This window comes from Nonomuraea sp. NPDC052634 (genome assembly GCF_040678535.1).
Classification (GTDB): Bacteria; Actinomycetota; Actinomycetes; order Streptosporangiales; family Streptosporangiaceae; genus Nonomuraea; species Nonomuraea fastidiosa.
In genome coordinates this window covers 1,295,863-1,316,655 of the sequence record NZ_JBFATY010000001.1, presented here as the reverse complement: position 1 = coordinate 1,316,655, position 20,793 = coordinate 1,295,863, and the positions used below count along the sequence as shown (strand labels likewise).

Below are 20,793 nucleotides of genomic sequence, written 5' to 3'. Positions count from 1 at the left end.
CCACGGGACAGGGCGGTGGCGCATGACGGCGGTGACGCAGGCCCCCACGGGAGCGCGCGAGGGCACCCGGCTCGTGCACCGGGTGTTCGTGATCAGAGAGCTGGGCATCGCCGCCGCGCTGGTGCTGCTCGTGGCCGTGACCACGCTGGTCAACCCGCGCTTCCTCACCGCGCAGGGCATCAAGGACCTGCTGCTCGGCTCCACCATCCTCGCGGTGCTCGCCGTCGGGCAGAGCATCGTCGTCATCACCCGCAACGTGGACCTGTCGGTCGGTTCGGTGCTGGGACTGTCGGCGTTCGCGACCGGCAGCCTCTTCCTGGCGAACCCCGGTCTGCCCATCCCGGTGGCGCTGATCGCCGGCGTGCTGCTCGGCGCGGCCTGCGGGGTCGTCAACGGCGCGCTCATCGCCGCCGCCCGCGTCCCCGCCCTGGTGGTGACGCTCGGCACCCTGTACGTCTTCCGCGGCGTCGACTACACCTGGGCCACAGGACGGCAGATCAACGCCGCCGACATGCCGCCCGGCTTCCTGCGGATGGGCAGCGCGACCCTGCTGGGCGTGCCGGTGCTGGCGCTGTTCGCGGTGATGGTGCTGGTGGCCGCCGGCTACTACCTGCGGACGTACCGCAGCGGCAGGGAGCTGTACGCCATCGGCTCCAGCCCGCCCGCCGCCCGCCTGGCCGGGATCCCGGTCGGCAAGCGGGTCTTCGCCGCGTTCGTCGTCTCGGGCGCGCTGGCGGGCCTGGCCGGCGTCCTGTACGCGGCCCGCTTCGGCACCCTCGACGCCAACGCCGGCAACGGCTTCGAGCTGAACGTCGTGGCCGCCGTGGTGGTCGGCGGCGTGGCCATCTTCGGCGGCAGCGGCTCGGTCTACGGCGCCGCGCTCGGCGCGGTGCTGCTCACCACGATCAGCAGCGCGCTGCCGGTGCTCGGCGTGAGCCAGTTCTGGCAGCGGGCCGCCGTGGGTGCGCTCATCCTGGCCGCGATCGGCCTGGACCGGGCGCTGGCCGTCCGCATGGCGAGGTCCCTGCGAGGAAGGAGCGGCCGTGGCTGACCGGGTGCGTGACGAAGCGGCGAAAAGTGCGGGGGACGGCGTGAACGAGAGCACGGCGCGCGGCATCCGGACCGGCACCAGGACCGGTAGCGGAAGCGGGGCGGCAGCGGATGCGGGCGGCGGCCTGCTGCGGCGGGTGCGGCCGGTCGTCGGCTCCTGGGACGCCGCCCTGGTCGTGGCGCTGATCCTGGTCGTCGCGGCCGGCGCGCTCACGATCGAGGGCGTGGCGAGCCCGCGCTTCTGGCGGTTCGTGACGCTGGAGGTCATCCCGATCGCGCTCATCGCGCTGCCCATGACCCTGGTGATCATCACCGGCGAGATCGACCTGTCGGTGGCCAGCATCCTGGGTCTGACCTGCACCGTCATGGGCCAGCTCTGGCTGTGGGGCGTCACCTCGCTGCCCGTGGTGATCGTGCTGTGCCTGCTGCTGGGCGCGCTGCTCGGCGCGGTCAACGGCCTCTTCGTGACCGGCTTCGGGCTGCCGTCGCTCGCGGTGACGATCGGCACGCTGGCGCTCTACCGAGGGCTCGCGTACGTGGTGCTCGGCGACAAGGCGGTGGCCGACTACCCGCCCGAGTGGACCATGGGCGCGATCGCCCCCATCCCCGGGCTGACCATCCCGTGGATGATCCTCGTGGTCGCCGCCCTGGCGATCGTCTTCGCGCTCGTGCTGCACGCCACCCCGATCGGCCGTGGCCTGTACGCCATCGGCAACAACGCCGAGGCCGCCCGCTTCACCGGCATCGGCGTGGCCCGCACGAAGTTCTGGCTCTTCGTCGCGACCGGCGCCATGTCGTCGCTGGCCGGCGTCTTCTGGACGCTGCGCTTCGCCAGCGCCCGCGCCGACAACGGCATGGGCCTGGAGCTGGCCGTGGTGGCCGCGGTGCTGCTCGGCGGCGTGTCCATCTTCGGCGGGCGCGGCGGGCTGCTCGGCGTCATCGCCGCCGTCATCCTGCTCGGCACGCTGCGCAACGCGCTGCAGCTCGCGTACGTGCCGGCCAACACCCTGACCATCATCACCGGATCCCTGCTCATCGTCTCCGTAGTGGGACCCAACGTCGCCGGCATGGTGCGCGAGCGGTTGCGCCGCCGGCGATCCGTCACCCCCTGACCGCGATCGCGGGCCGCGAAAGGAACCCCATCATGGCAGCGATAACTCGAGGAGGCAGGGCCGTCGCCCTGGCGGTGCTCACCGCGTTCAGCCTCGCCGTCTCCGGCTGTGCGAGCCAGGAAGAGGTAGCCCAGCCCACCTCCGGCGCCTCCGCAGGCACGGGGACGATCAAGGAGGGGCTGAAGATCGCCTTCCTGCCCAAGCAGGTGAACAACCCGTACTTCGACGCCTCCGACAACAAGGGCGGCAAGATCGCGGTCGAGGAGTTCAAGGGCGTCTACAGTCAGACGGGTCCCTCGGAGGCCAGCCCGTCGGCGCAGGTCAGCTACATCAACACGCTGTCGCAGCAGGGCACCGACGTGATCGTGGTCTCCGCCAACGACAAGGACGCGATCTGCGGCGCCCTCCAGGAGGCCCGCACCGCCGGCGCCAAGGTGGTCACGTACGACTCCGACACCAACCCGTCCTGCCGGGACCTGTTCATCAACCAGGCCAGCGCGGAGGGCATCGCCGCCTCGCAGATCAAGCTCATCAGCGAGGCGATCGGCGAGGAGGGCGGTGAGATCGCGATCCTGTCGGCGACCGCGAACGCCACCAACCAGAACACCTGGATCGAGATGATGAAGACCGAGCTGGCCAAGCCCGAGTACGCCAAGCTCAAGCTGGTCGACACGGTCTACGGCGACGACGACGACCAGAAGTCGTTCCAGGAGACGCAGGGCCTGCTGGCCAAGCACCCCGACCTCAAGGGCATCATCTCGCCCACCACGGTCGGCGTCGCGGCTGCCGCCCGCTACCTGTCCGCCTCCGAGTACAAGGGCAAGGTGCAGCTCACCGGGCTCGGCACGCCCAACCAGATGCGCGCGTACGTCAAGGACGGCACGGTCAAGGCGTTCGCCCTGTGGAACCCGTCCGACCTCGGCTACCTGGCCGCCTACGCCGGCGGCGCGCTGGCCTCCGGGCTGATCACCGGCAAGGAGGGCGAGACGTTCAAGGCCGGCAAGCTCGGCGACTACACGGTCGGCAAGGACGGCACGGTCCTGCTGGGCGACCCGTTCGTCTTCACCAAGGACAACATCGACGACTTCGACTTCTGACGCACGGAACGGCCGGGACCGCACCTGAGGCGCGCGGCCCCGGCCTCCGCGTTCTCCATCGGGCTCCGTGCCTGCGCCCGGGCCGGCCTCCGCGTTCTCAGCGGGCTCCGCACCCGCGCCACGGTTCGGCCCCCGCGCTTTCCCGGCTCAGAGCTGGTGCGACCAGGGTGGGTCGGCGCCGGGGACCGTGCACGTCAGCGCCGCCACGCGGGCCGCGAACGTGGCCGCCGCCACGGCGGTGTCCAGGTCGAGCCCGTCCAGCCGCCCGCCGAGCAGCCCCTTGCCCTCCAGGTGGTGCAGCAGCCCGGCGGTGAACGCATCGCCCGCCCCGACCGTGTCGGCCACCTCCACGGGAACGGCGGGCACGGTGGCGCGCTCGCCGTCCAGCGACACCAGCGCCCCCATCTCGCCGAGCGTGACCACGATCAGCCGGGCCCCGGCCGCGTGCCAGCGGTCGCAGGCGGCCTCCGCCGTGGTGCCCGGCAGCAGGAACGCGAGGTCGTCGTCGCTCAGCCGCAGCACGTCGGCGTACGCGCACCATCGTTCCACCTGATAGTCGTCCCGCGCGGCGAGGCTGGGCCGCACGTTGGGGTCGATCGAGACCGTGACCCGCTCGGCGGCGGCCGCCGCGAACTCCTCGACGGCCGCCGCGCCCGGCTGCTTGACCAGCGCGAGCGAGCCGGTGTGCAGGCACGAGGCGGTGCCGAGCCGCGCAAGGTCCAGCTCGTCGCGCGTCCACTGCCAGTCGGCGGTGCCCTGGGCGTAGAAGGTGTACGCGGCCCGCCCGCTCTCGTCCAGCGCGGCCACCGCCAGCGTGCTCGGCTCTGCGGCCGCGACCGCCGCCGACAGGTCCACGCCCGACGCGGCCAGCCGGGCGCGGAACATCTCGCCGAAGACGTCACCCGACAGCCGCCCCAGGAAACGGGCCCGCGTGCCGAGCCGGGCGAGCGCCACCGCCGTGTTCGCCGGCCCGCCGCCGGGCAGCACCCGCAACCCCAGCCCCGCCCCCGCGCCGCCCTCACCGTTCGCGCCGCTGGGCCCGTTCGCGCCGCTGGGCCCGTTCGCGCCGCTGGGCCCGTTCGCGCCGCTGGGCCCGTTCGCGCTGCTCGGACCGCCCGGCACGCTCGCGTCGCCCGCCGGTGGGGACTCGGTGAAGCCGTCGGCGACGCACTCGCCGAGCACAGCGATCATCGGACCAGCCTCTCTTCCCGGGTACGCTGCCGTGTCCGCACAGTCAGGAGCGCGGTCATGTGCATTGACGCCCTCCTGGACGCAGTTCATCATCGCAGCACGGCCCGGATGTCATCGATGACACCTGACATCGATGACATCGCCAGCACCGCGATGGGAACCGCCATGAACGTCAGAATTCCGGCCGGACTCCTCGTCACCGCTCTCCTCATCGCCGGCTGCGGCGGCGCCGACCAGGCCGCCACCGCCACTCCCAAGGTCGGCCTCATCACCAAGACGGAGACGAACCCGTTCTTCGTCAAGATGAAGGAAGGCGCCCAGAAGGCGGCCCAGGCCGAGGGCCTGGAACTGATGAGCGCCGCAGGCAAGTTCGACGGCGACAACGCCGCCCAGATCACGGCCATCGAGAACATGGTCGCCGCCGGCGTCAAAGGCATCCTCATCACCCCGAGCGACACCAAGGCCATCGTGCCCGCCATCAAGAAGGCGCGGGACGCGGGCGTCCTGGTCATCGCGCTCGACACGCCGACCGAGCCGCAGGACGCCACCGACGCGCTGTTCGCCACCGACAACTTCAAGGCCGGTGAGCTGATCGGCCGGTACGCCAAGGCCGCCATGGCCGGCACACCCGCCAAGATCGCCACCCTCGACCTGGCGCCCGGCATCACGGTCGGGCAGCTCAGGCACGACGGCTTCCTCAAGGGGTTCGGCGTCCAGGAGGGCGACCCGTCGATCGTCTGCTCCCAGGACACCCGCGGCGACCAGGCCAAGGGCCAGACCGCGATGGAGAACTGCCTGCAGAAGGCTCCCGACATCAACGTCGTCTACACCATCAACGAGCCCGCCGCGCTGGGCGCCTACACGGCGCTGAAGGCCAAGGGCAGGGAGAAGGACGTGCTGATCGTGTCCGTGGACGGCGGCTGCACCGGCACCAAGGCCGTGCAGTCCGGCCAGATCGCCGCCACCAGCCAGCAGTACCCGCTCAAGATGGCCGAGCTGGGCGTCAAGGCGGTGGCCGCGTTCGCGAAGACCGGGCAGAAGGCCACCGGCTACACCGACACCGGCGTCACGCTCATCACCGACAAGGCCGTCCCCGGCGTCGAGGCCGAGGACACCGCCTACGGCCTGGCCAACTGCTGGGGCTGACGATGGCCGTGCTGGAAGCGCCGCCGCTGCGGCGCCGCCTGATGGGCCGCCTGATCGCCACCCCCGTCGCCGGGCCCCTCGCGGCGCTGGTGCTGGCCTGCCTGTTCTTCGGGCTCAACAGCGCCCAGTTCTTCACCGGGCCCAACTTCTCGCTGATCATTCAGCAGGTGATGGTGGTCGGCACGCTGGCCATCGGGCAGACGCTGATCATCCTGACCGCGGGCATCGACCTGGCCTGCGGCGCGATCATGGCGTTCGGCGGGATCGTCATGACCAAGCTGGCCGTGGACTCCGGCTGGCCGCCGCTGCTCGCCGTCGCCGCAGGGCTCGCGGTGTGCGCCGGGTTCGGGCTGGTGAACGGGCTGCTGGTGACGCGGATCGCGCTGCCGCCGTTCATCGTGACGCTCGGCATGCTGAACGTCGTCTTCGCGCTGACCCACATCTACTCGGCCGAGCAGACGGTGACGAACCTGCCGGCGCCGCTGACCTTCCTCGGGCAGACGTTCCGCATCGGGCAGACGAACGTCACCTACGGTTCGCTGCTGACGATCCTGCTGTTCCTGCTGTTCGCGTACCTGCTGGACTCGACCGCCTGGGGCCGCCACGTCTACGCGCTCGGCAACAACCCCGAGGTGGCCCGCCTGACCGGCATCAGGACCCGCCCCCTGCTGGTCGGCGTCTACACACTGGCCGGCCTCGTGTACGGCGTCGCCGCCCTGCTGCTGGTCTCCCGCACCGGCGTCGGCGACCCGCGGGCGGGGCAGACCGACAACCTCGACAGCATCACCGCGGTCGTGCTCGGCGGCACCAGCCTGTTCGGCGGGCGCGGCCTGGTCATCGGCACGCTCATCGGCGCGCTGATCGTCGGGGTGTTCCGCAACGGCCTGCAGCTCATGGGCGTGCCGTCGATCTACCAGACGCTCATCACCGGCGTCCTGGTCATTCTGGCGGTCGCCGTCGACCAGCTCTCCCGCAGGAGGACGCGATGACCACACCGGTGCTGCAGGCCCGCGGCCTGGTCAAGCGGTACGGCCACGTGACGGCGCTGGACGGCGCCGACTTCGACCTGATGCCGGGCGAGGTGCTCGCGGTCGTCGGCGACAACGGCGCCGGCAAGACCAGCCTGATCAAGGCGCTGACCGGCGCGCTGCAGCCGGACGCCGGCGAGATCAAGATCGACGGCGAGCCCGTACGGCTGCGCGACCCGCTCGACGCCCGCAGGCACGGCATCGAGACGGTCTACCAGGACCTCGCCGTGGCCGCCTCGCTCGACATCGCCACCAACATGTTCCTCGGCCGCGAGCTGCGCAAGCCCGGCCTGCTCGGCACGGTCTTCCGCATGCTGGACAAGAAGCGCATGCGGGAGGAGTCGGCCAGGCACATGGCGGAGCTGAAGATCGGGCTCGGCTCGCTCACCCAGCCGGTCGAGACGCTGTCCGGCGGGCAGCGCCAGGGCGTGGCCGTGGCCAGGGCGGTGGCGTGGGCGACCCGCGTCGTCGTCATGGACGAGCCCACCGCCGCGCTCGGCGTCAAGGAGTCCGGGCAGGTGCTCGACCTCATCAGGCAGGTACGCGACCGCGGCACCCCCGTCGTGCTGATCAGCCACAACATGCCGCACGTGTACGAGATCGCCGACCGCATCCACGTCCAGCGGCTCGGCCGCCGGGCCGCCGTGCTGAACCCGCGCGAGCACGGCATGGCTGAGGTGGTCGCCATCATGACCGGGGCCGTGCGGGTGTCGGACGGCACGTCCGTCGTCGCCGACGAGGACGCGGCGCGGGCGATCGGCCTGTCCTGACCGGCCGGGCTCCGGTCATGCGGCGCGCGCGGCGGCCCGCGGCGAGCACGATGCCCACGCTGGCGGACGTCGGCCGCGAGGCCGGGGTGACCGCCAAGACCGTCTCCCGCGTGCTCAACGGCGACGGCCCGGTCGCCGGGCGGACCCGGGAACGGGTGCTCGCGGCGGTCAGGCGGCTCGGCTACCGGCCCAACCTCATGGCGCGCAACATTAGGATCGGCGCGCGGGACGCCACGGTCGGGCTGGTCATCCCCGAGCTGGGCGACCCGTTCTTCGGCGCGGTCGCGGGCGGCGTCGAGCACGCCGTACGGGCGCGCGGGCTCACGCTCATCGTCGGCTCGTCCGAGGAGACGGCGGCACGTGAGGAGGCGCTGATCGCGACGTTCCTGAACCGCCGGGTCAGCGCCCTGCTGATCGTGCCCGCGGCCGGCGGCGACCACCGGCACCTGCGCGCTGAGCGCGCCGCCGGGCTGCCCGTCGTCTTCCTCGACCGGCCGCCCGCGCGGCTCACCGCCGACTGCGTGGTCAGCGCCAACCGGGAGGGCTCGCGAGCCGGCGTCGCCCACCTGATCGCCCGGGGCCACCGCAGGATCGGCTTCGTCGGCGACCTGCCCGCGCTCTACACGCGGCGCGAGCGGCTGCGCGGCTACCGGGACGCGCTCGCCGCCGCCGGCCTGCCGTTCGAGCGCACGCTCGTCACGACCGGGCACGGCCCGGAGGCCGCCGCCCGCGCCACCCTGCGATTACTCGGCCTGCGCGAGCCGCCTACCGCGCTGTTCGCCGGCAACGACCTCGCCGCCCTGGGCGCGGTGGTGGCGCTGGCCAGGGCCGGGCGCAAGGACGTGGCGCTGGTCGGGTTCGACGACCCGCCGCTCGCCGAGGCGCTCGACCCGCCGCTGACCGTGGTCGCCCAGGACCCGGCGGGCATCGGGGGAGCGGCGGCCGAGCTGGCGCTGGCCCGGCTGGACGGTGACCGCTCGCGGGCCCGCCGCACGGTCGTACCGACCCGCCTGATCGCCCGAGGTTCGGGCGAGCTGCCGCCGCCCGGCTGAGCCCGCACGCGTGGAGAAGAGCCCCGCCCGGCCGAGCCCGCGCGGGGTCCCCACCCCTGAGCCCGCACACGCAGAGGGGGCCGCCCCTTCCGGGACGGCCCCCTCGTCATGTGATCATCGTCCGGCCGTGGAGCGGCCGGGCAGCGGCGTTGGACGCTTCACCGCTTGACCGTGAAGTGGCCGGTCAGCGGGCCGAGCGTGACGGTGTACGTGCCCGCCTGGGTGCGCCGCAGCTCGAACGAGACCTTCGCGTCCTTGCCGGGCTTCAGCGTCACCGCGCGCCGCTGCTCCTCGGCGCCGTTCACGCGGACCACGGCGTCGTACGTCCCCTCGCGCTCGCCGATGTTGCGCACCTGCGCGCTCACCCGCACGTGCCCCGAGGGCGACGACTCCGGCGTCACCTTCAGGTCGCTCACCACGAACAGCGCCTCGGGCCCGTTCACCAGGTCGTGCACGAAGATGTCCGAGCGCTTGTTGGTGTCGCCGTCGACCAGGTTGGACGACGTGCTCTCGAACGTCACGTACCGGCCGTCCGCGCTGATCGACGGCAGGTACGAGCGCCCGTCGCCCTCACCGCCCCCGGGCACGGCGGACACCCGGGAGGTGGTGCCGGCCGCGACGTCCCGGACGAAGATGTCGTTGAGGTTGTTGGTGTCGCCCTCGACGAGGGTGTCGGCGCTGCTGTAGAAGGCGACCTTGCTTCCGTCGGCGGAGAGCGAGGGGGCGAAGGTCAGGGCGTTCGCGCCGGTCCCGTCCAGCGTCACCGACACCATGTCGGCCTTGCCGGTGGCCAGGTCCTGCACGTAGATCTCGCCGAGCCCGAAGCCGTTCGAGTACGCGATCTTGGTGCCGTCCGCGCTGATCACGGGGCCGTCGGTGGAGGTGGCCGGGTCGGGGCCGGTGATGCGGGTGAGCGTGCCCGTCCGCCGGTCCAGCAGGAAGGTGTCGATCTCCCCGTTGTCGTCCCCTGGCACCAGGTCGGATGCGTCGCTCTGGAAGGCGATGTACCGGCCGTCGGCGCTGATCGTGGCCTCGCGGGCGTTGCCCTCCGACTGCTCGCCGTCCTGCGTCACCGAGATCCGCTCGGTGGTGCCGGTCTGCCGGTCGTGCAGGAACACGTCGTTGCGCCCGTTGGTGTCGCCGGGCACGAGGTTGGTCGCCATGCTGTCGAAGACGGCGTACCGGCCGTCCGCGCTGAGCTTCGGCGAGCCCGAGTTGTCGTCGCCGGGCTCACCGCTGGACGACACCGAGACCATCTCGGTCGTCCCGGTCTGCCGGTCGCGGACAAAGGAGTCCGTCCGGCCGTTGTCATCGCCCTCGACGAGGTTGGTCGCGCCGCTGCTGAACCCGACGTACCGGCCGTCGCGGCTGACCGTCGGCGTCAGCGAGAACGAGTCGCCGATCCCGCCGTCGGCCGCCACCGAGATCCGCTCGGTCACACGGGTGCGCAGGTCGGTGGCGAAGATGTCCAGCTCGCCGTTGGTGTCGCGCTCGTCGGTGAGGTTGGAGGCGAAGCTCGCGTACACCACCGTGCCGCCGTCGCCGCTCAGCTCGGCCCACCAGGAGTCGTGGTTGGCCTGCCGGCCGTCCGTGCCGAGCGAGACCCGCTCGGTGGGGGAGCGGCGGGGCAGCGTGAAGTCCGCCGACGCCTTGTGCTTGTCCACCGTCACCTCGATCTCAGGCGACCTGGAGACACCGGTGGCCTGTGCGGCGATCTTGTACGCACCGACCGGCACGTCCTTGATCGTGTAGTGGCCCTTGGCGTCGGTGGTGGCGGCCAGCTCGTCGGGCACGCCCAGCACGCTGACCGTGGCGCCGGGCACGGCCGTGCCGGTCGGCCCGTACGTCACCCGCCCCGAGATCGTGCTCCACCTGGTCCGCTCCAGCTCGAACCGCGTGTCGGAGAGCCGGTTCTCGCGCACCGTGACGGTCTTCTTCACGTCCTCGTAGCCGAACCTGGACAGCGTCAGCTCGTGCTTGCCCGGGGGCATCCGCAGCTCGAAGCGGCCGTTCTCGTCCGTCTCCGTGCTGCGCCCGTCGGGCCTGGTCACCCGCACGCCGGCCAGCGGCTTGCGGCCGCGCTTGTCGACGACGGTGCCGCGCACGCCGCTGGTCAGCGTCGCCTCGGCGACCGCCGCGTACGCGTCGATGCGGCCACGGCCGTAGCGGGAGTTCGGCAGCGGGCCGTAGCGGTCGTCGGCGACCGCCGTGCCGGCCAGGATCTCCTCGGCCGCGTCCACGGTCAGGTCGGGGCGGGCCTCCAGCATGAGGGCGACCGTGCCCGACACGTGCGGGGTGGCCATCGAGGTGCCGTTCAGCGCCGCGTACCCGCCGCCGGGCATCGTCGACACCACGTCCACGCCGGGCGCGGAGACGTCGGGCACCACGTACGAGTCCGGCCACTCCGGCGGCGCGTCGAACCAGTCGGTCGACTTGACCACGCCGCCGCAGGAGAAGTCGCCCACGTTGTCGTCGGCGTCGGTCGCGCCCACGGAGATCGCCTCGTACACGTTGGCGGGGCTGGAGGACGCGCCCTCCGCGCAGTTGTTGCCGACGGCGAAGGCGGGGAACGCGCCCGCCCGGTAGATGTTCCTCGCGGGCTCGACCATCTCGTCGAAGTAGCCCTCGGCGCCGAGCGACATGCTGACCACGTCGGCGGGCTCGCCTGCCGGGGTGCCGTCGGCGGCGTACGGCGCGATCGCCCACTGCATGCCCGCGATCACCTGCGCGAACGTGCCGTTGCCGCCCGGGATGGTCAGCGCGGCCATCAGCTCGGCGCCGGGCGCGACGCCGATCTGCGTGCCGGAGGTGTCGCCGCCCGCGATCGTGCCCGCCACGTGGGTGCCGTGGAAGGCGCTGTCGTGCGGCTCGCTGGCCACGGGCTTGCCGTCAGGGTCGAACTCGATCCAGCCGCCCGCGTGCTCCGGGCCCGAGCCCACCAGCTTGCCCTGCAGGTCGGGGTGGGTGATGTCGATGCCGGTGTCGAGCACGGCCACCCGGACGCCCTTGCCGGTCAGGCCGCGCTCCTTCTGCACGCGGTCCGCGCCGATCTTGGCGATGCCCCAGGTGGTCTCCTCGGCCGCCATGGTCCTGGGCTGCGGCGCGCGCTCCGGCTCGGGCGCGGTGAGGGTGAAGTTCGGGATGATCCGATCGACCAGCTCGAGCTCGGCAAGCGCGGCCAGCGTGGCGGGCGTGGCACGTACCAGGATCATGTTCTTCAGCCAGAACGTGTTGACCACCTGGTCGCCGCGCGAGCGCACGAACTCGGCCACCGGGTCCTGCACCGGCTCCGCGCTCTCCTTGAGCGCGGCGCGCGCCTGCACGGGGGTGTCGGCCGGGGGCGGCTCCTTCAGCGTACGCAATACGACGAGCGCCTCGATGCGACCGCGCGCGCTCTTCATCTGCTCGGCAAGCTTGGCGTCGATCTTGCCGCCCCGGTCGGGGGCGGGGGCCGTCTGCGCCGCGGCCGGGCTCGCGGTCGCCGGGACGAGCGTCCCGAACGTCGCGGTCGTCAGCAGAACTGCAGGTAAGACGGCTGCCAGCAGTCGGCGACCAGGCGAGCGACGAGGGGACAACGGCATGATGCTCCTTCATTCCTGTGGCCACTGGGGCCGATGGTGCTCAAGAACGCTGACATCTTCCGCCAATTACTGACAAGATCTGTTAGTGGCGAGTTTCCGCCATGTGTCGTTATCCGGACAGGAGGATCGCGTGCTGGAGGCGATCGGGCTCAGCCCTCAGGACGAGGAGGTCTACCACGCGCTCGTCCGCCGAACCCAGGCCACCGTCGCCGAGATCGTCGCCGACTGCCACCTGCCGGCCACCGCCGCCCGCCGCATTCTGCAGACGCTGCTCGACCTCGGCCTGGCCACCCGCTCCACCGGCCGGCCCACCCGCTACGTCGCCGTCTCACCCGACAGCAGCCTGGAGGCGCTGCTGCGCGAACGGGAACGCGAGCTGGACGGCGTACGCGCCCACATCCGCGCCCTCATGGACGTCTACCGCGCCAACACCCGCTTCGCCCACCCCGGCGAGCTGGTCGAGGTCGTCTCCGGGCGTGACGAGGTCAACCAGCGGTGGGTGCAGATGCAGCGGGACACGCGGGCGCAGATGCGCGGCTTCGACTGCCCGCCGTACGCCGCCCCGGCCCAGCACCGCGAACCCAACTCCGTCGAGCTCGACCTGCTGCGGCGGGGCGTGCGCTACCGGGTCATCTACGACACCAGCGTGCTGGAGATGTCCGGCTGGCTGGAGGACGTCACGATCGGGATGCAGCACGGCGAGCAGGCGCGAATCCACGCCGGGCTGCCCATGAAGCTCGGCATCTCCGACGACCGGCTCGCCATCATCCCGCTGATGCGCGCCGGGGACGACGTGCTCACCGCGTCGTACCTGATCCACCCGTCGCCGCTGCTCGACGCGCTGATCGCCCTCTTCGAGGCGCTGTGGGACCGCAGCGTCCCGGTCCGCCTCCCCGGAGCCGGCGGGCCGGGCGGGCAGGGCGGGCCGGACGGGCTCACGGGAGCCGCGGGGTCGGGCGGGGCCGGCGGGCTCGGTGGCGAGCTCGGGGGCGGCGAGCCCGCACCCGATCGGGACCTGCCACCCGACGAGGAACGCCTGCTGACTCTGCTCGCCGCCGGCGCAACGGACCGCTCAGCGGCACGCGCCCTGGGGTGGAGCGAGCGCACGGTGCAGCGGCACATCACCAAGCTGATGCACCGGTTAGGGGTCCGCACGCGCTTCCAGATCGCCATGGAAGCCACCAGACGCGGCTGGATCTGACCCCACGCCGCCGCCCCGCCCCACTGGTCAGGGAGGCTCTGACCAGCGCCGACCCCCAGCCCGGAATGTCCCATCCCGGCTCTTGGCCTCCCGGGACGAGAAGGCTCGTCGGCCTGCGTCGCCCGCGAGCCCGGTCTCGTTCACCGTGCGGGCCTGGTCTGGTTCGCCGTGCGGGCCTGGTCTGGTTCGTCGCGCGAGCCTGGTTCTGTTCGCCTGCCCAGCCCCGCCGGCTGGTCAGGGCCGCCCGCCGCGTGTGTTCAGGGCCGGCCTCCCCTGCAGGCGCAGCTCGGTCTCGGCCCCTCGGGCGACCCGCTTGCCCCTTGCCTGCCTGGCCGCTTGCCCGCTTGCCGCCTGCCTGGCCGCTTGGCCGCTTGCCTGCTTGGCCGCTTGCCCGCCTGGCCGCCTGGCCGTCCGACGGGTCCCACCTCGTTCCCCCCTTTCGGTGCCGGGGCGTTCGTTGCCGCTGCGGCCAGGACCGCCGGACGAGGTCGAGGTCGCCGCCGATGCCGCCGCTCGCGACGATGACGGCCTGCGCGGTCAGCTCGAAGGAGCCGGTTGCCAGGGTCCGCTTGGCCGGGCTTACCCTCTGCGGCTCAGCTCAGGAGCACTGGTAGCCAGAGGGGACGCTGGTGTCGCCGGAGGGGCGGGTGGCTTGGAAGCCGAACGTGGTGCTCTGGCCGGCCGCGAGCGTGCCGTTGTGCGCGGTGTTCCTGGCCGTGACCGTCTGGCCGGAGACGGTCAGGGTCGCGTTCCACGAGCCCGTCACCGCGTGGCCGTCGGGCAGCGTGAACGTCACCGTCCAGCCGTTCTGCGGCGCGGTGCCGGTGTTGGCGACGGTCACCGGCTGAATCACGTAGCCGGTGCTCCACTGCGTCTGCGTGGTGGCCGTCGCCGTGCAGGTGCCGGACGGCTCGCCGCCACCGTCCGTCGCGGGCGGGATGCGGATGATGCGATCGTCCTGCGCCACCGGGGCGCCGCGACCGTCGCGGTTGCTGGTCGCCACCCAGAGGTGGCCGTCCGGGCCCGCCGCGACCGCGCGCAACCGGCCGTACGACGAGCGCAGCTCCGCCACCGGCGTGCCCGGCGTGCCGGCGTTCAGCGGGATCGTCCAGAGCCGCTGCCCGCGCAGCGCCGCCACGTAGAGGGCGCCGTCGGCGTAGGTCAGGCCGCTGGGCGACGCCTCGGCGGTGGACCATGTGACGATCGGGTCGCGGTAGGAGGAGTTGCCGCACCTGCCCTCGCACACCGGCCAGCCGTAGTTGCCGCCCGCGACGATCTGGTTGACCTCGTCCCACGTGTTCTGGCCGAACTCGCTCGCGTACATCCGGCCTTCGTCGTCCCACGCCAGGCCCTGGACGTTGCGGTGGCCGTAGCTCCACACCCGCGAACCGGGGAACGGGTTGCCGTCGGGGACACCGCCCTCGGGCGTCATGCGCAGGATCTTGCCGGCCGGGCTGTTCAGGTTCTGCGCGTTGGAGGTGTTGCCGGCGTCGCCGGTGGCGATGTACAGCATGCCGTCCGGGCCGAACGCGATGCGGCCGCCGTCGTGGATCGTCCCGCTCGGCACCCCGGAGAAAAGCACCTCTTGCGTCTGCGGGGCAGAAAGCTTCAGCCTGACCAGGCGGTTGTCGCCGGCGGTGCTGGTGAAGTACGCGTACACCCAGCCGTCCTGCGCGTACGCCGGCGAGACCGCGATGCCCAGCAGGCCGCTCTCGCCAGAGGCCCGCACCCCGCTGATCGTCGCCACCGGCGTCGGCGTCTGCCCCGGGCGTACCTGCATGATGCGGCCGGTGCTGCGCTCGGACACCAGCGCGCTGCCGTCGGGCAGGAACGCCAGCCCCCACGGCACCTGCAGCCCGGTGACCGACACCTCCGCCCGCGAGAAGTCGAACCCGTTCTGAGCGGCCCCCGGCTCGGCCTCGCGCGCCGTGTCCCGTTCGGCCCTCTTCGCGACCCCCAGCGCGGTGCCCTGCGCCGCCTCCGGCTCAGCAGTCTGTGCGCCGGCCGGTGGCGCGCCGAGGCCGAGGGTCAGGAGGGCGAAGGCGAGGACCGGGATGAGGCGGGCGCGCATGACAGGCTCCTTGACCAGATCTCCGGGTGCGTTTGTCAGCACTGTAGGCGGCGGTGTGGCCGATCACCATCACCGCGACTTCAGGGCTCCGCACAAGCTGCAAAGACAGCCGTTCGCCGATGAAACTTTCACCCCGGCCGTTTCACGCAACGCTCCGGCTGCTTCGCCCGACGCCCTTGGCCGGTCTCGCGTAGTGCCCTAGCTGTCTCCCTCCGCGCTCGGCTCCCTCCGCGTCCGGCGGCCTCGCGCAGCGCCCCAGACGTTTCACGTAGCGCTCCGGCTGTTTCGCCCAGTGCCCCTGGGCCGTCGCGCGTAGTGCCCCGGCTGACTTCCCCGCATCGGGCGGCCTCGCGCAGCGCTCCGGCCGCCTCGCCTGGTGCCTCACCCAGCGGCCCCATCCCCGCAGCCCCACCGCCTCGCCAGCCGCTTCGGACGCCCCACCGAGCGGACCGGGCGCCTCGCCCGGTGGCCCGGCTGCCTCACCCGGCACCCAGGCACCGGTGGTGGTCGTGAAGGGGCCGGGGGAGTCGGAGGGCGCGGGGGAGGGGCCGTCGCCGTGTGAGGGGCAGCGGGCGTCAGCGGCGGCTTGTGCCGAGCGCCGCGCCGCGTTACGGGCGTCGCCCGCACACCTCCGGTTTCGGCCCTGGCCGCGCACACTCAACGCCGGCACCCGCACCCGCACCTGCGGCCTCGGCCGCAGTCGTGCGAACTTGGCGCTGACGCCCACCACCCTCAGGTTTCGGGTGCCGCCCGCACACCTGCGATCTCCGGTGCCGCCCCGCACGCCTACGAGCGCAGGCCGGCGAACAGGTCGTCCTCGCGGGCGGGCGCGTCGACCTTGCACAGCACGCGCTCGAACGCCTCGTGCGAGAACGCCTGCTGCTGCGCCTCCTCCGGCATGCGCAGGAAGAAGATGTTCTCCCCCTGGCTCTCGTGCGCCTGCAGCGCCTTGAGCTTGCGCTCGGTGTAGGCGGAGACGTCGACGATGGTGGTGACCTTCTCGTCAGGGGTGCCGAAGTCGTCGGAGGGGACTTCGCCGCCGAGGTCGATGCCGTGCGCGCGCATCAGCTCGAACATGCGCTTGATCGCGGCCCGGGGGATGGCGGTGTGATAGAGCTTGTCGGGAATGCCGGTGTGCTCGGCGGCGGCCATCGTGATCTGGTGGGCGCGCACGTGGTCGGGGTGGCCGTAACCGCCGCCGCCCGTCTCGTCGTACGTCACCACGACCTGTGGCCGGTAGCGCTCCATCAGCTCGGCGAGCCGCCCGGCCGACGCCTCCAGCGGCACGTTGGCGAACGCCTCGGGATGAGAATTGGCCGCCCAGCCCTGCATGCCGGAGTCGCGGTAGCCCAGCAGCTCGAGGTGCTCGACGCCGAGGTGGGCGACCGACTCGCGCAGCTCGCCGAGCCGCTGTCTGGCCACCGCGGCGTCGTCGTGGCCGGGGTCGCCGGGCTTGACGCCGCCCTCGCCGTCGCCCTGCTCGCCGTTGGTGCAGGTGACCAGGACCGTGCGGATGCCCTCGTCGGAATAGCGGGCGAGGACGCCGCCGGTGCTGAGGCACTCGTCGTCGGGGTGGGCGTGCACGACCATGAGGGTGAGTTGCCGTTCCATGCCCTGCAAGCTACTCGACGGCACCGACATTCTCGCCGGCCCCGCCGCCGCGCGCGAGGTCATCGGCGCGGACCCGGGCCACGGCCGCCGCCGCGCCGTCGCCGAGCGCGTCGGCCAGCGCCGCCTGTTTGAGCCAGTTGTACGGGCTGCACGGCCGCAGGCTGATCCGCTCGCTCACCAGCACCCTGGCCAGGTGGTGCCGCCCGGCCCGCAGGGCGGCCTCCAGCAGCGTGCGCTGCACGGCGTCGCGCTGCGCGTGGCTGCCGCCGAACTCGGCGATCCGGTGCCTGATCGGATAGAGCAGGTCCACCACCGCGTCGTAGTCGCCCCGCCCGAACGCCACGATCGCCTTGCACACCGGCAGGCCCACCCGCAGTGTCATGCCGTGGTTGGTGACTCCGGGCAGGGGCCGCGCCACGTACGCCTCCCGCTCGGCGACCAGCTTCTCCGCCTCGCCGATCCGCCCGGCGCCCACGTACGACATCACCGCGTGCATGTCGTTGAACGAGTAGAACGGCTCGGCCACCCGCGCCGGCCACCGGTCGGCCAGCGCCCGCCACCGCTCGTGCTGGTCGGAGCCCTCCAAGTGCAGCCGCCACAGCAGCGCGGCGGCGTCCAGCAGCTCCAGGCACGACTGCCCGTCGGCGAGCACCGAGTCGTAGATCGCCAGCACCCGCGCCAGGTCGCCGCTCTCCAGCGCGTACAGGCAGTAATGCCACCAGGTGTGCACGTTGAAGAACGTCCCGGCGGACCAGTCGGGCAGCCGGGCGTCGAGGTAGCGCAGGCCCTTGCCGAAGCGGCCCTGCTCCTCGTACGTGTGCACCACCGCGTGGATCGCCCACACGTCGCGCGGGTTCAGCTCGACCGCCCGCAGCCCGGCCTCCTCCGACCGGTCGTGGTGCCCGGTCTCCTCCAGCCCGAACGCGTACATGCCGAGCAGGTGACCGAAGTGCGGGTCGTCCTCCGGCCAGGCGGTGAGCGCGCCGCCGACGCGGTCGCGCAGCATGCGCGCGTCGCCGGTGAAGAAGTCGATCTGGTGTCCGACCGCGAGCGCCAGCGCGTCGCGCGGGTACGCGGCGGTCAGCTCGGCGAGCAGCGACCCGCAGGTGAGGAAGTCGCCGTCGAGCAGCGCCCGCACCGCCGCGACGTGCGCCCGCTCGCGGGGCAGCAACTCGGCGCCCTCCGTCCTGCGCTGGAACGCCGCGAACCTGGCCCGCGCCGTCCGCGCGTCCTCCACCTCGGTGGTCAGCAGCCCGAGATAGGCCACCAGGACGTTGCCCATCGGGAAGCCGGGCGACTCGGCGACGGCGGCGTTCGCCTCGGCGTCCACTTCGGCCCTGAAGTGCAGCAGCTCGTCGATCGCCTGGTCGTAGTGGCGTACCGCCGCCGTGCTTGCGCCCGTCATGGCCAGGCCGTGCCGATCGTGGCTCACGGCCTCACTGTAACCAGCGGATCCGCCGCGGGCACGGCTCGCTTGGTCGTGCCGCGTGCCGCGTACGGCGGGTGGGCACGAAGTGAGGGATAACGGTGATCACGGGGCTGGAGGGGACATGGAGGATCTTGACGGGCGGGTGGCGCTGCTCACCGGGGCGTCCGGCGGCGTCGGGCAGGCGATCGGACGCCGCCTCATCGCCGCCGGGGTGCGCACGGTCTTCGCGTACGGCGGCCGCGCCGCAGAGGCCGGGCAGCTCGTCGCGGAGTCGGTGGCCGCCGGGGTGCCCGCGCTGGCGCTGCCCGGTGACATGGCCGACCCCGACGCGCCCCGCGCCCTGCTCGACACCGCCGCCGGTGAGCTGGGCCCGGTGGACCTGCTCATCGCCAACGCCGGATACGCCGAGCCGCTCGGCTACGCCGAGGTCGGCCTGGAGACGTGGGAGCGCACGATGGCGGTGAACCTGCGCGCGCCGTTCCTGCTCGCCCAGGCGGCGCTGCCGGGGATGGTGGAGCGCGGGTTCGGGCGGGTGCTGTTCATGTCGTCGGTGGCCGGGTTCACGGGCGGGATCGTGGGGCCGCACTACGCGGCGTCCAAGGCGGGGCTGCACGGCCTGGTGCACTTCCTGGCGCCGCGCGTGGCGGCGGATGGGGTGACGGTGAACGCGGTGGCGCCCGCGCTCATCGAGGACACCGCCATGCTCCCGCCGGGTGCGAGGCCCGGTGCGCTGCCGGTGGGGCGGTTCGGGCGGCCCGAGGAGGTGGCCGACCTGTGCATGGCCGTCCTGCGCAACGGCTACCTGACGAACCAGGTGCTCAGCGTGGACGGCGGCGCCCACCCGAGGTGAGCGCCGCGCCGGCGCGCGCATGACGGGCCGGTCGGCTTGTTCGGTCTCCGCGCCCGGCGGCGCGGAGACCGGCCAGGCCGCTGAAAGGCCGATGGCTTGCCGCCCTCGTCGGCGGCCTCCAGCACGTCGTTGGCCCAGCCCGGGTCCACGCCGGAGGCGAAGAACGACCCGCCGCCCTCCGCGACGGCCTTCAGCGACACGGGCCTCGACGCCGGCGTCCTCGAAGGCCGCCGGTTCCCCGGACCTCAGGCGGTGAGACGGCGGGCGGCCGAGAAGAGGAGGGCCTCGTCGCCGGGCCGGGAGACGAGCTGCAGGCCGACCGGCAGTCCGGCGACCGTGCCCGCGGGGACGGTCAGCGCGGGGAAGCGCAGCACGTTCCAGGGGCAGGTCAGCGAGAGCAGCGCGACCCCTACGGGCACGGTCTCGCTTCCGAGAGCCACCTCACGCCGGTCGATCGGCGGGGCGGTGATCGCCGCCGTCGGCAGGGCGAGCACGTCGTGGTGCTCGAACAGCGCGCCCGCGGCGGCGATCAGCCGCTCGCGGTCCTGCACGGCGCGCACGTAGCGCCATCCGGGCACCTGCGCTGCGCCGCGCAGCCGTTCCAGGACCTCCTCGCCGAACAGCTCGGGCGCCCGCTCCATCCGCTCGGCGTGCACGGCGACCGCCTCGCACGACTGGATCGTCCGGTACGTGCGCAGCACCTCCTCGGCGAACCCCTCGGGCAGCCGTATCTCGGGCGGCTCACCCGCCGAGCCGGCCGCCGCGCGGGCGACCGCGACCACCTCGGGGTCGCCCGCGAACAGGTCGCTCGCGTCCAGCCACGCCACCCGGGCGTCCTCCGCCCGCTCGGGCACCTCGTCCCCGGTCAGGCAGCGGTAGGCGGTCAGGCAGCTGTCCGCGTCGCCCGCCAGCACGCCGACGTGGTCGAGCGAGCGCGACAGCGGGAACACGCCGTCGGCGGAGATGGCGTCGTACGCGGGCTTGAACCCGGCGACCCCGCACAGAGCGGACGGGATGCGGACGGACCCGCCCGTGTCGGTGCCGAGCGCCAGTGGCACGATGCCCGCCGCCACGGCGGCGCCGCTGCCCCCGCTGGAGCCGCCCGACATGCGGCCGGTGTCGTGCGGGTTGCGCGAGGCGCCGTTCGCCGAGCGGTCGCCGGTGGGGCCGTAGGCGAACTCGTGGGTGGTCGTCTTGCCCACGATCACCGCCCCGGCCTCCCGCAGCCGGGCCACGCAGGCGGCGTCGCGGCCGGGGACGTAGCCGGTGAAGTGCCGGGAGCCCATGGTGGCGGGCAGTCCGGCCACCTCGATCAGGTCTTTGACCGCGACCGGGATCCCGTGCAGCGGCCCCCGGTCCCGGCCCGCGGCCAGCTCGTCGTCGGACGCCTTGGCCGCCTCCAGCGCGCCGGTGCCGTCCACGGTGACGAACGCGTTCAGCGCAGGGTCGAGCGCGGCGGCGGCGCCGAGCGCCTGCTCGGTCAGGTCGGTCGAGGTGGTACGGCCGTCGCGGAGGTCCTGGGCGAGCCGGGCGAGAGTGCGGCCTATGAAGGGGCCGGGGGGAATGGGCATGGCATCTTTCTACACATTTCCTGCCATCCAGAT

General features: G+C 72.9%; 15 protein-coding genes. 9 read left to right on the top strand and 6 right to left on the bottom strand.

Annotation, left to right across the window (positions count from 1 at the left end; translation table 11 throughout):
• Positions 1-22 precede the first annotated feature (22 nt).
• The 3 genes from AB0K67_RS06075 to rhaS are packed head-to-tail and all read left to right on the top strand — an operon-like array spanning position 23 to position 3,259.
• Positions 23-1,051: an ABC transporter permease gene (locus tag AB0K67_RS06075; RefSeq protein WP_364053646.1), complete on the top strand. Its 1,029-nt coding sequence runs from the start codon at positions 23-25 to the stop codon at positions 1,049-1,051.
• Positions 1,052-1,091: 40 nt separating this feature from the next.
• Complete coding sequence (locus tag AB0K67_RS06070) at positions 1,092-2,162, top strand: ABC transporter permease (RefSeq protein WP_364053643.1); 1,071 nt, start codon at positions 1,092-1,094, stop codon at positions 2,160-2,162.
• 32 nt (positions 2,163-2,194) lie between these two features.
• Positions 2,195-3,259, top strand: a complete 1,065-nt coding sequence (gene rhaS, locus AB0K67_RS06065) for a rhamnose ABC transporter substrate-binding protein (protein ID WP_364053640.1) — start codon at positions 2,195-2,197, stop codon at positions 3,257-3,259.
• A 147-nt stretch (positions 3,260-3,406) separates the two neighbouring features.
• Here rhaS and AB0K67_RS06060 read toward each other — a convergent pair whose 3' ends face one another.
• A complete protein-coding gene (locus AB0K67_RS06060) occupies positions 3,407-4,450 on the bottom strand; it encodes a carbohydrate kinase (protein ID WP_364053637.1) in 1,044 nt (347 codons plus the stop codon).
• 117 nt (positions 4,451-4,567) lie between these two features.
• Here AB0K67_RS06060 and AB0K67_RS06055 point away from each other — a divergent pair, with 117 nt between their 5' ends.
• Genes AB0K67_RS06055 through AB0K67_RS06040 form a run of 4 tightly spaced genes read left to right on the top strand, consistent with a single transcriptional unit; the run spans position 4,568 to position 8,446 of the window.
• A complete protein-coding gene (locus tag AB0K67_RS06055) occupies positions 4,568-5,596 on the top strand; it encodes a sugar ABC transporter substrate-binding protein (protein ID WP_364053634.1) in 1,029 nt (342 codons plus the stop codon).
• Positions 5,597-5,598: 2 nt separating this feature from the next.
• A complete protein-coding gene (locus AB0K67_RS06050) occupies positions 5,599-6,585 on the top strand; it encodes an ABC transporter permease (protein ID WP_364053631.1) in 987 nt (328 codons plus the stop codon).
• Complete coding sequence (locus AB0K67_RS06045) at positions 6,582-7,394, top strand: ATP-binding cassette domain-containing protein (RefSeq protein ID WP_364053628.1); 813 nt, start codon at positions 6,582-6,584, stop codon at positions 7,392-7,394. The genes AB0K67_RS06050 and AB0K67_RS06045 overlap by 4 nt, the downstream gene beginning before the upstream one ends.
• A gap of 17 nt (positions 7,395-7,411) precedes the next feature.
• Positions 7,412-8,446, top strand: a complete 1,035-nt coding sequence (locus tag AB0K67_RS06040) for a LacI family DNA-binding transcriptional regulator (protein ID WP_364053625.1) — start codon at positions 7,412-7,414, stop codon at positions 8,444-8,446.
• 158 nt (positions 8,447-8,604) lie between these two features.
• Here the strand turns inward: AB0K67_RS06040 and AB0K67_RS06035 are convergent, their stop codons facing one another.
• The gene (locus tag AB0K67_RS06035) at positions 8,605-12,027 is read right to left on the bottom strand and encodes a S8 family serine peptidase (RefSeq protein WP_364053622.1); all 3,423 of its coding nucleotides are present in this window, start codon (positions 12,025-12,027) and stop codon (positions 8,605-8,607) included.
• 130 nt (positions 12,028-12,157) lie between these two features.
• Between AB0K67_RS06035 and AB0K67_RS06030 the strand changes: the two genes are divergently transcribed.
• A complete protein-coding gene (locus AB0K67_RS06030) occupies positions 12,158-13,228 on the top strand; it encodes a helix-turn-helix domain-containing protein (protein ID WP_364053619.1) in 1,071 nt (356 codons plus the stop codon).
• A 598-nt stretch (positions 13,229-13,826) separates the two neighbouring features.
• On the opposite strand, the gene AB0K67_RS06025 is transcribed toward AB0K67_RS06030, so the two are convergent.
• The 3 genes from AB0K67_RS06025 to AB0K67_RS06015 all read right to left on the bottom strand — a co-directional run bounded on the left by AB0K67_RS06025 (position 13,827) and on the right by AB0K67_RS06015 (position 18,342).
• Positions 13,827-15,299: a PQQ-dependent sugar dehydrogenase gene (locus tag AB0K67_RS06025; protein ID WP_364053616.1), complete on the bottom strand. Its 1,473-nt coding sequence runs from the start codon at positions 15,297-15,299 to the stop codon at positions 13,827-13,829.
• A gap of 786 nt (positions 15,300-16,085) precedes the next feature.
• Entirely contained in the window at positions 16,086-16,910 is an 825-nt protein-coding gene (locus tag AB0K67_RS06020) for a PIG-L family deacetylase (RefSeq protein ID WP_364053614.1), read from the bottom strand.
• A gap of 10 nt (positions 16,911-16,920) precedes the next feature.
• Positions 16,921-18,342: a tetratricopeptide repeat protein gene (locus tag AB0K67_RS06015; protein WP_364053610.1), complete on the bottom strand. Its 1,422-nt coding sequence runs from the start codon at positions 18,340-18,342 to the stop codon at positions 16,921-16,923.
• A 118-nt stretch (positions 18,343-18,460) separates the two neighbouring features.
• On the opposite strand from AB0K67_RS06015, the gene AB0K67_RS06010 reads away from it, so the two are divergent.
• Positions 18,461-19,189 carry an SDR family NAD(P)-dependent oxidoreductase gene (locus tag AB0K67_RS06010; RefSeq protein WP_364053607.1) on the top strand — a complete coding sequence of 243 codons (729 nt, stop codon included), beginning with the start codon at positions 18,461-18,463 and terminating at the stop codon, positions 19,187-19,189.
• Positions 19,190-19,434: 245 nt separating this feature from the next.
• Here AB0K67_RS06010 and AB0K67_RS06005 read toward each other — a convergent pair whose 3' ends face one another.
• Positions 19,435-20,760: an amidase gene (locus tag AB0K67_RS06005; protein WP_364053604.1), complete on the bottom strand. Its 1,326-nt coding sequence runs from the start codon at positions 20,758-20,760 to the stop codon at positions 19,435-19,437.
• Positions 20,761-20,793 lie beyond the last annotated feature (33 nt).

What these genes read in the sequence shown, in the direction of transcription:
- rhaS (WP_364053640.1), top strand. Translation starts at nt 2,195, where the DNA reads ATGGCAGCGATAACTCGAGGAGGCAGGGCCGTCGCCCTGGCGGTGCTC.
- AB0K67_RS06075 (WP_364053646.1), top strand. Translation starts at nt 23, where the DNA reads ATGACGGCGGTGACGCAGGCCCCCACGGGAGCGCGCGAGGGCACCCGG.
- AB0K67_RS06035 (WP_364053622.1), bottom strand. Translation starts at nt 12,027, where the DNA reads ATGCCGTTGTCCCCTCGTCGCTCGCCTGGTCGCCGACTGCTGGCAGCC.
- AB0K67_RS06010 (WP_364053607.1), top strand. Translation starts at nt 18,461, where the DNA reads ATGGAGGATCTTGACGGGCGGGTGGCGCTGCTCACCGGGGCGTCCGGC.
- AB0K67_RS06040 (WP_364053625.1), top strand. Translation starts at nt 7,412, where the DNA reads ATGCGGCGCGCGCGGCGGCCCGCGGCGAGCACGATGCCCACGCTGGCG.
- AB0K67_RS06020 (WP_364053614.1), bottom strand. Translation starts at nt 16,910, where the DNA reads ATGGAACGGCAACTCACCCTCATGGTCGTGCACGCCCACCCCGACGAC.
- AB0K67_RS06005 (WP_364053604.1), bottom strand. Translation starts at nt 20,760, where the DNA reads ATGCCCATTCCCCCCGGCCCCTTCATAGGCCGCACTCTCGCCCGGCTC.
- AB0K67_RS06050 (WP_364053631.1), top strand. Translation starts at nt 5,599, where the DNA reads ATGGCCGTGCTGGAAGCGCCGCCGCTGCGGCGCCGCCTGATGGGCCGC.
- AB0K67_RS06055 (WP_364053634.1), top strand. Translation starts at nt 4,568, where the DNA reads ATGACACCTGACATCGATGACATCGCCAGCACCGCGATGGGAACCGCC.
- AB0K67_RS06025 (WP_364053616.1), bottom strand. Translation starts at nt 15,299, where the DNA reads ATGCGCGCCCGCCTCATCCCGGTCCTCGCCTTCGCCCTCCTGACCCTC.
- AB0K67_RS06060 (WP_364053637.1), bottom strand. Translation starts at nt 4,450, where the DNA reads ATGATCGCTGTGCTCGGCGAGTGCGTCGCCGACGGCTTCACCGAGTCC.
- AB0K67_RS06045 (WP_364053628.1), top strand. Translation starts at nt 6,582, where the DNA reads ATGACCACACCGGTGCTGCAGGCCCGCGGCCTGGTCAAGCGGTACGGC.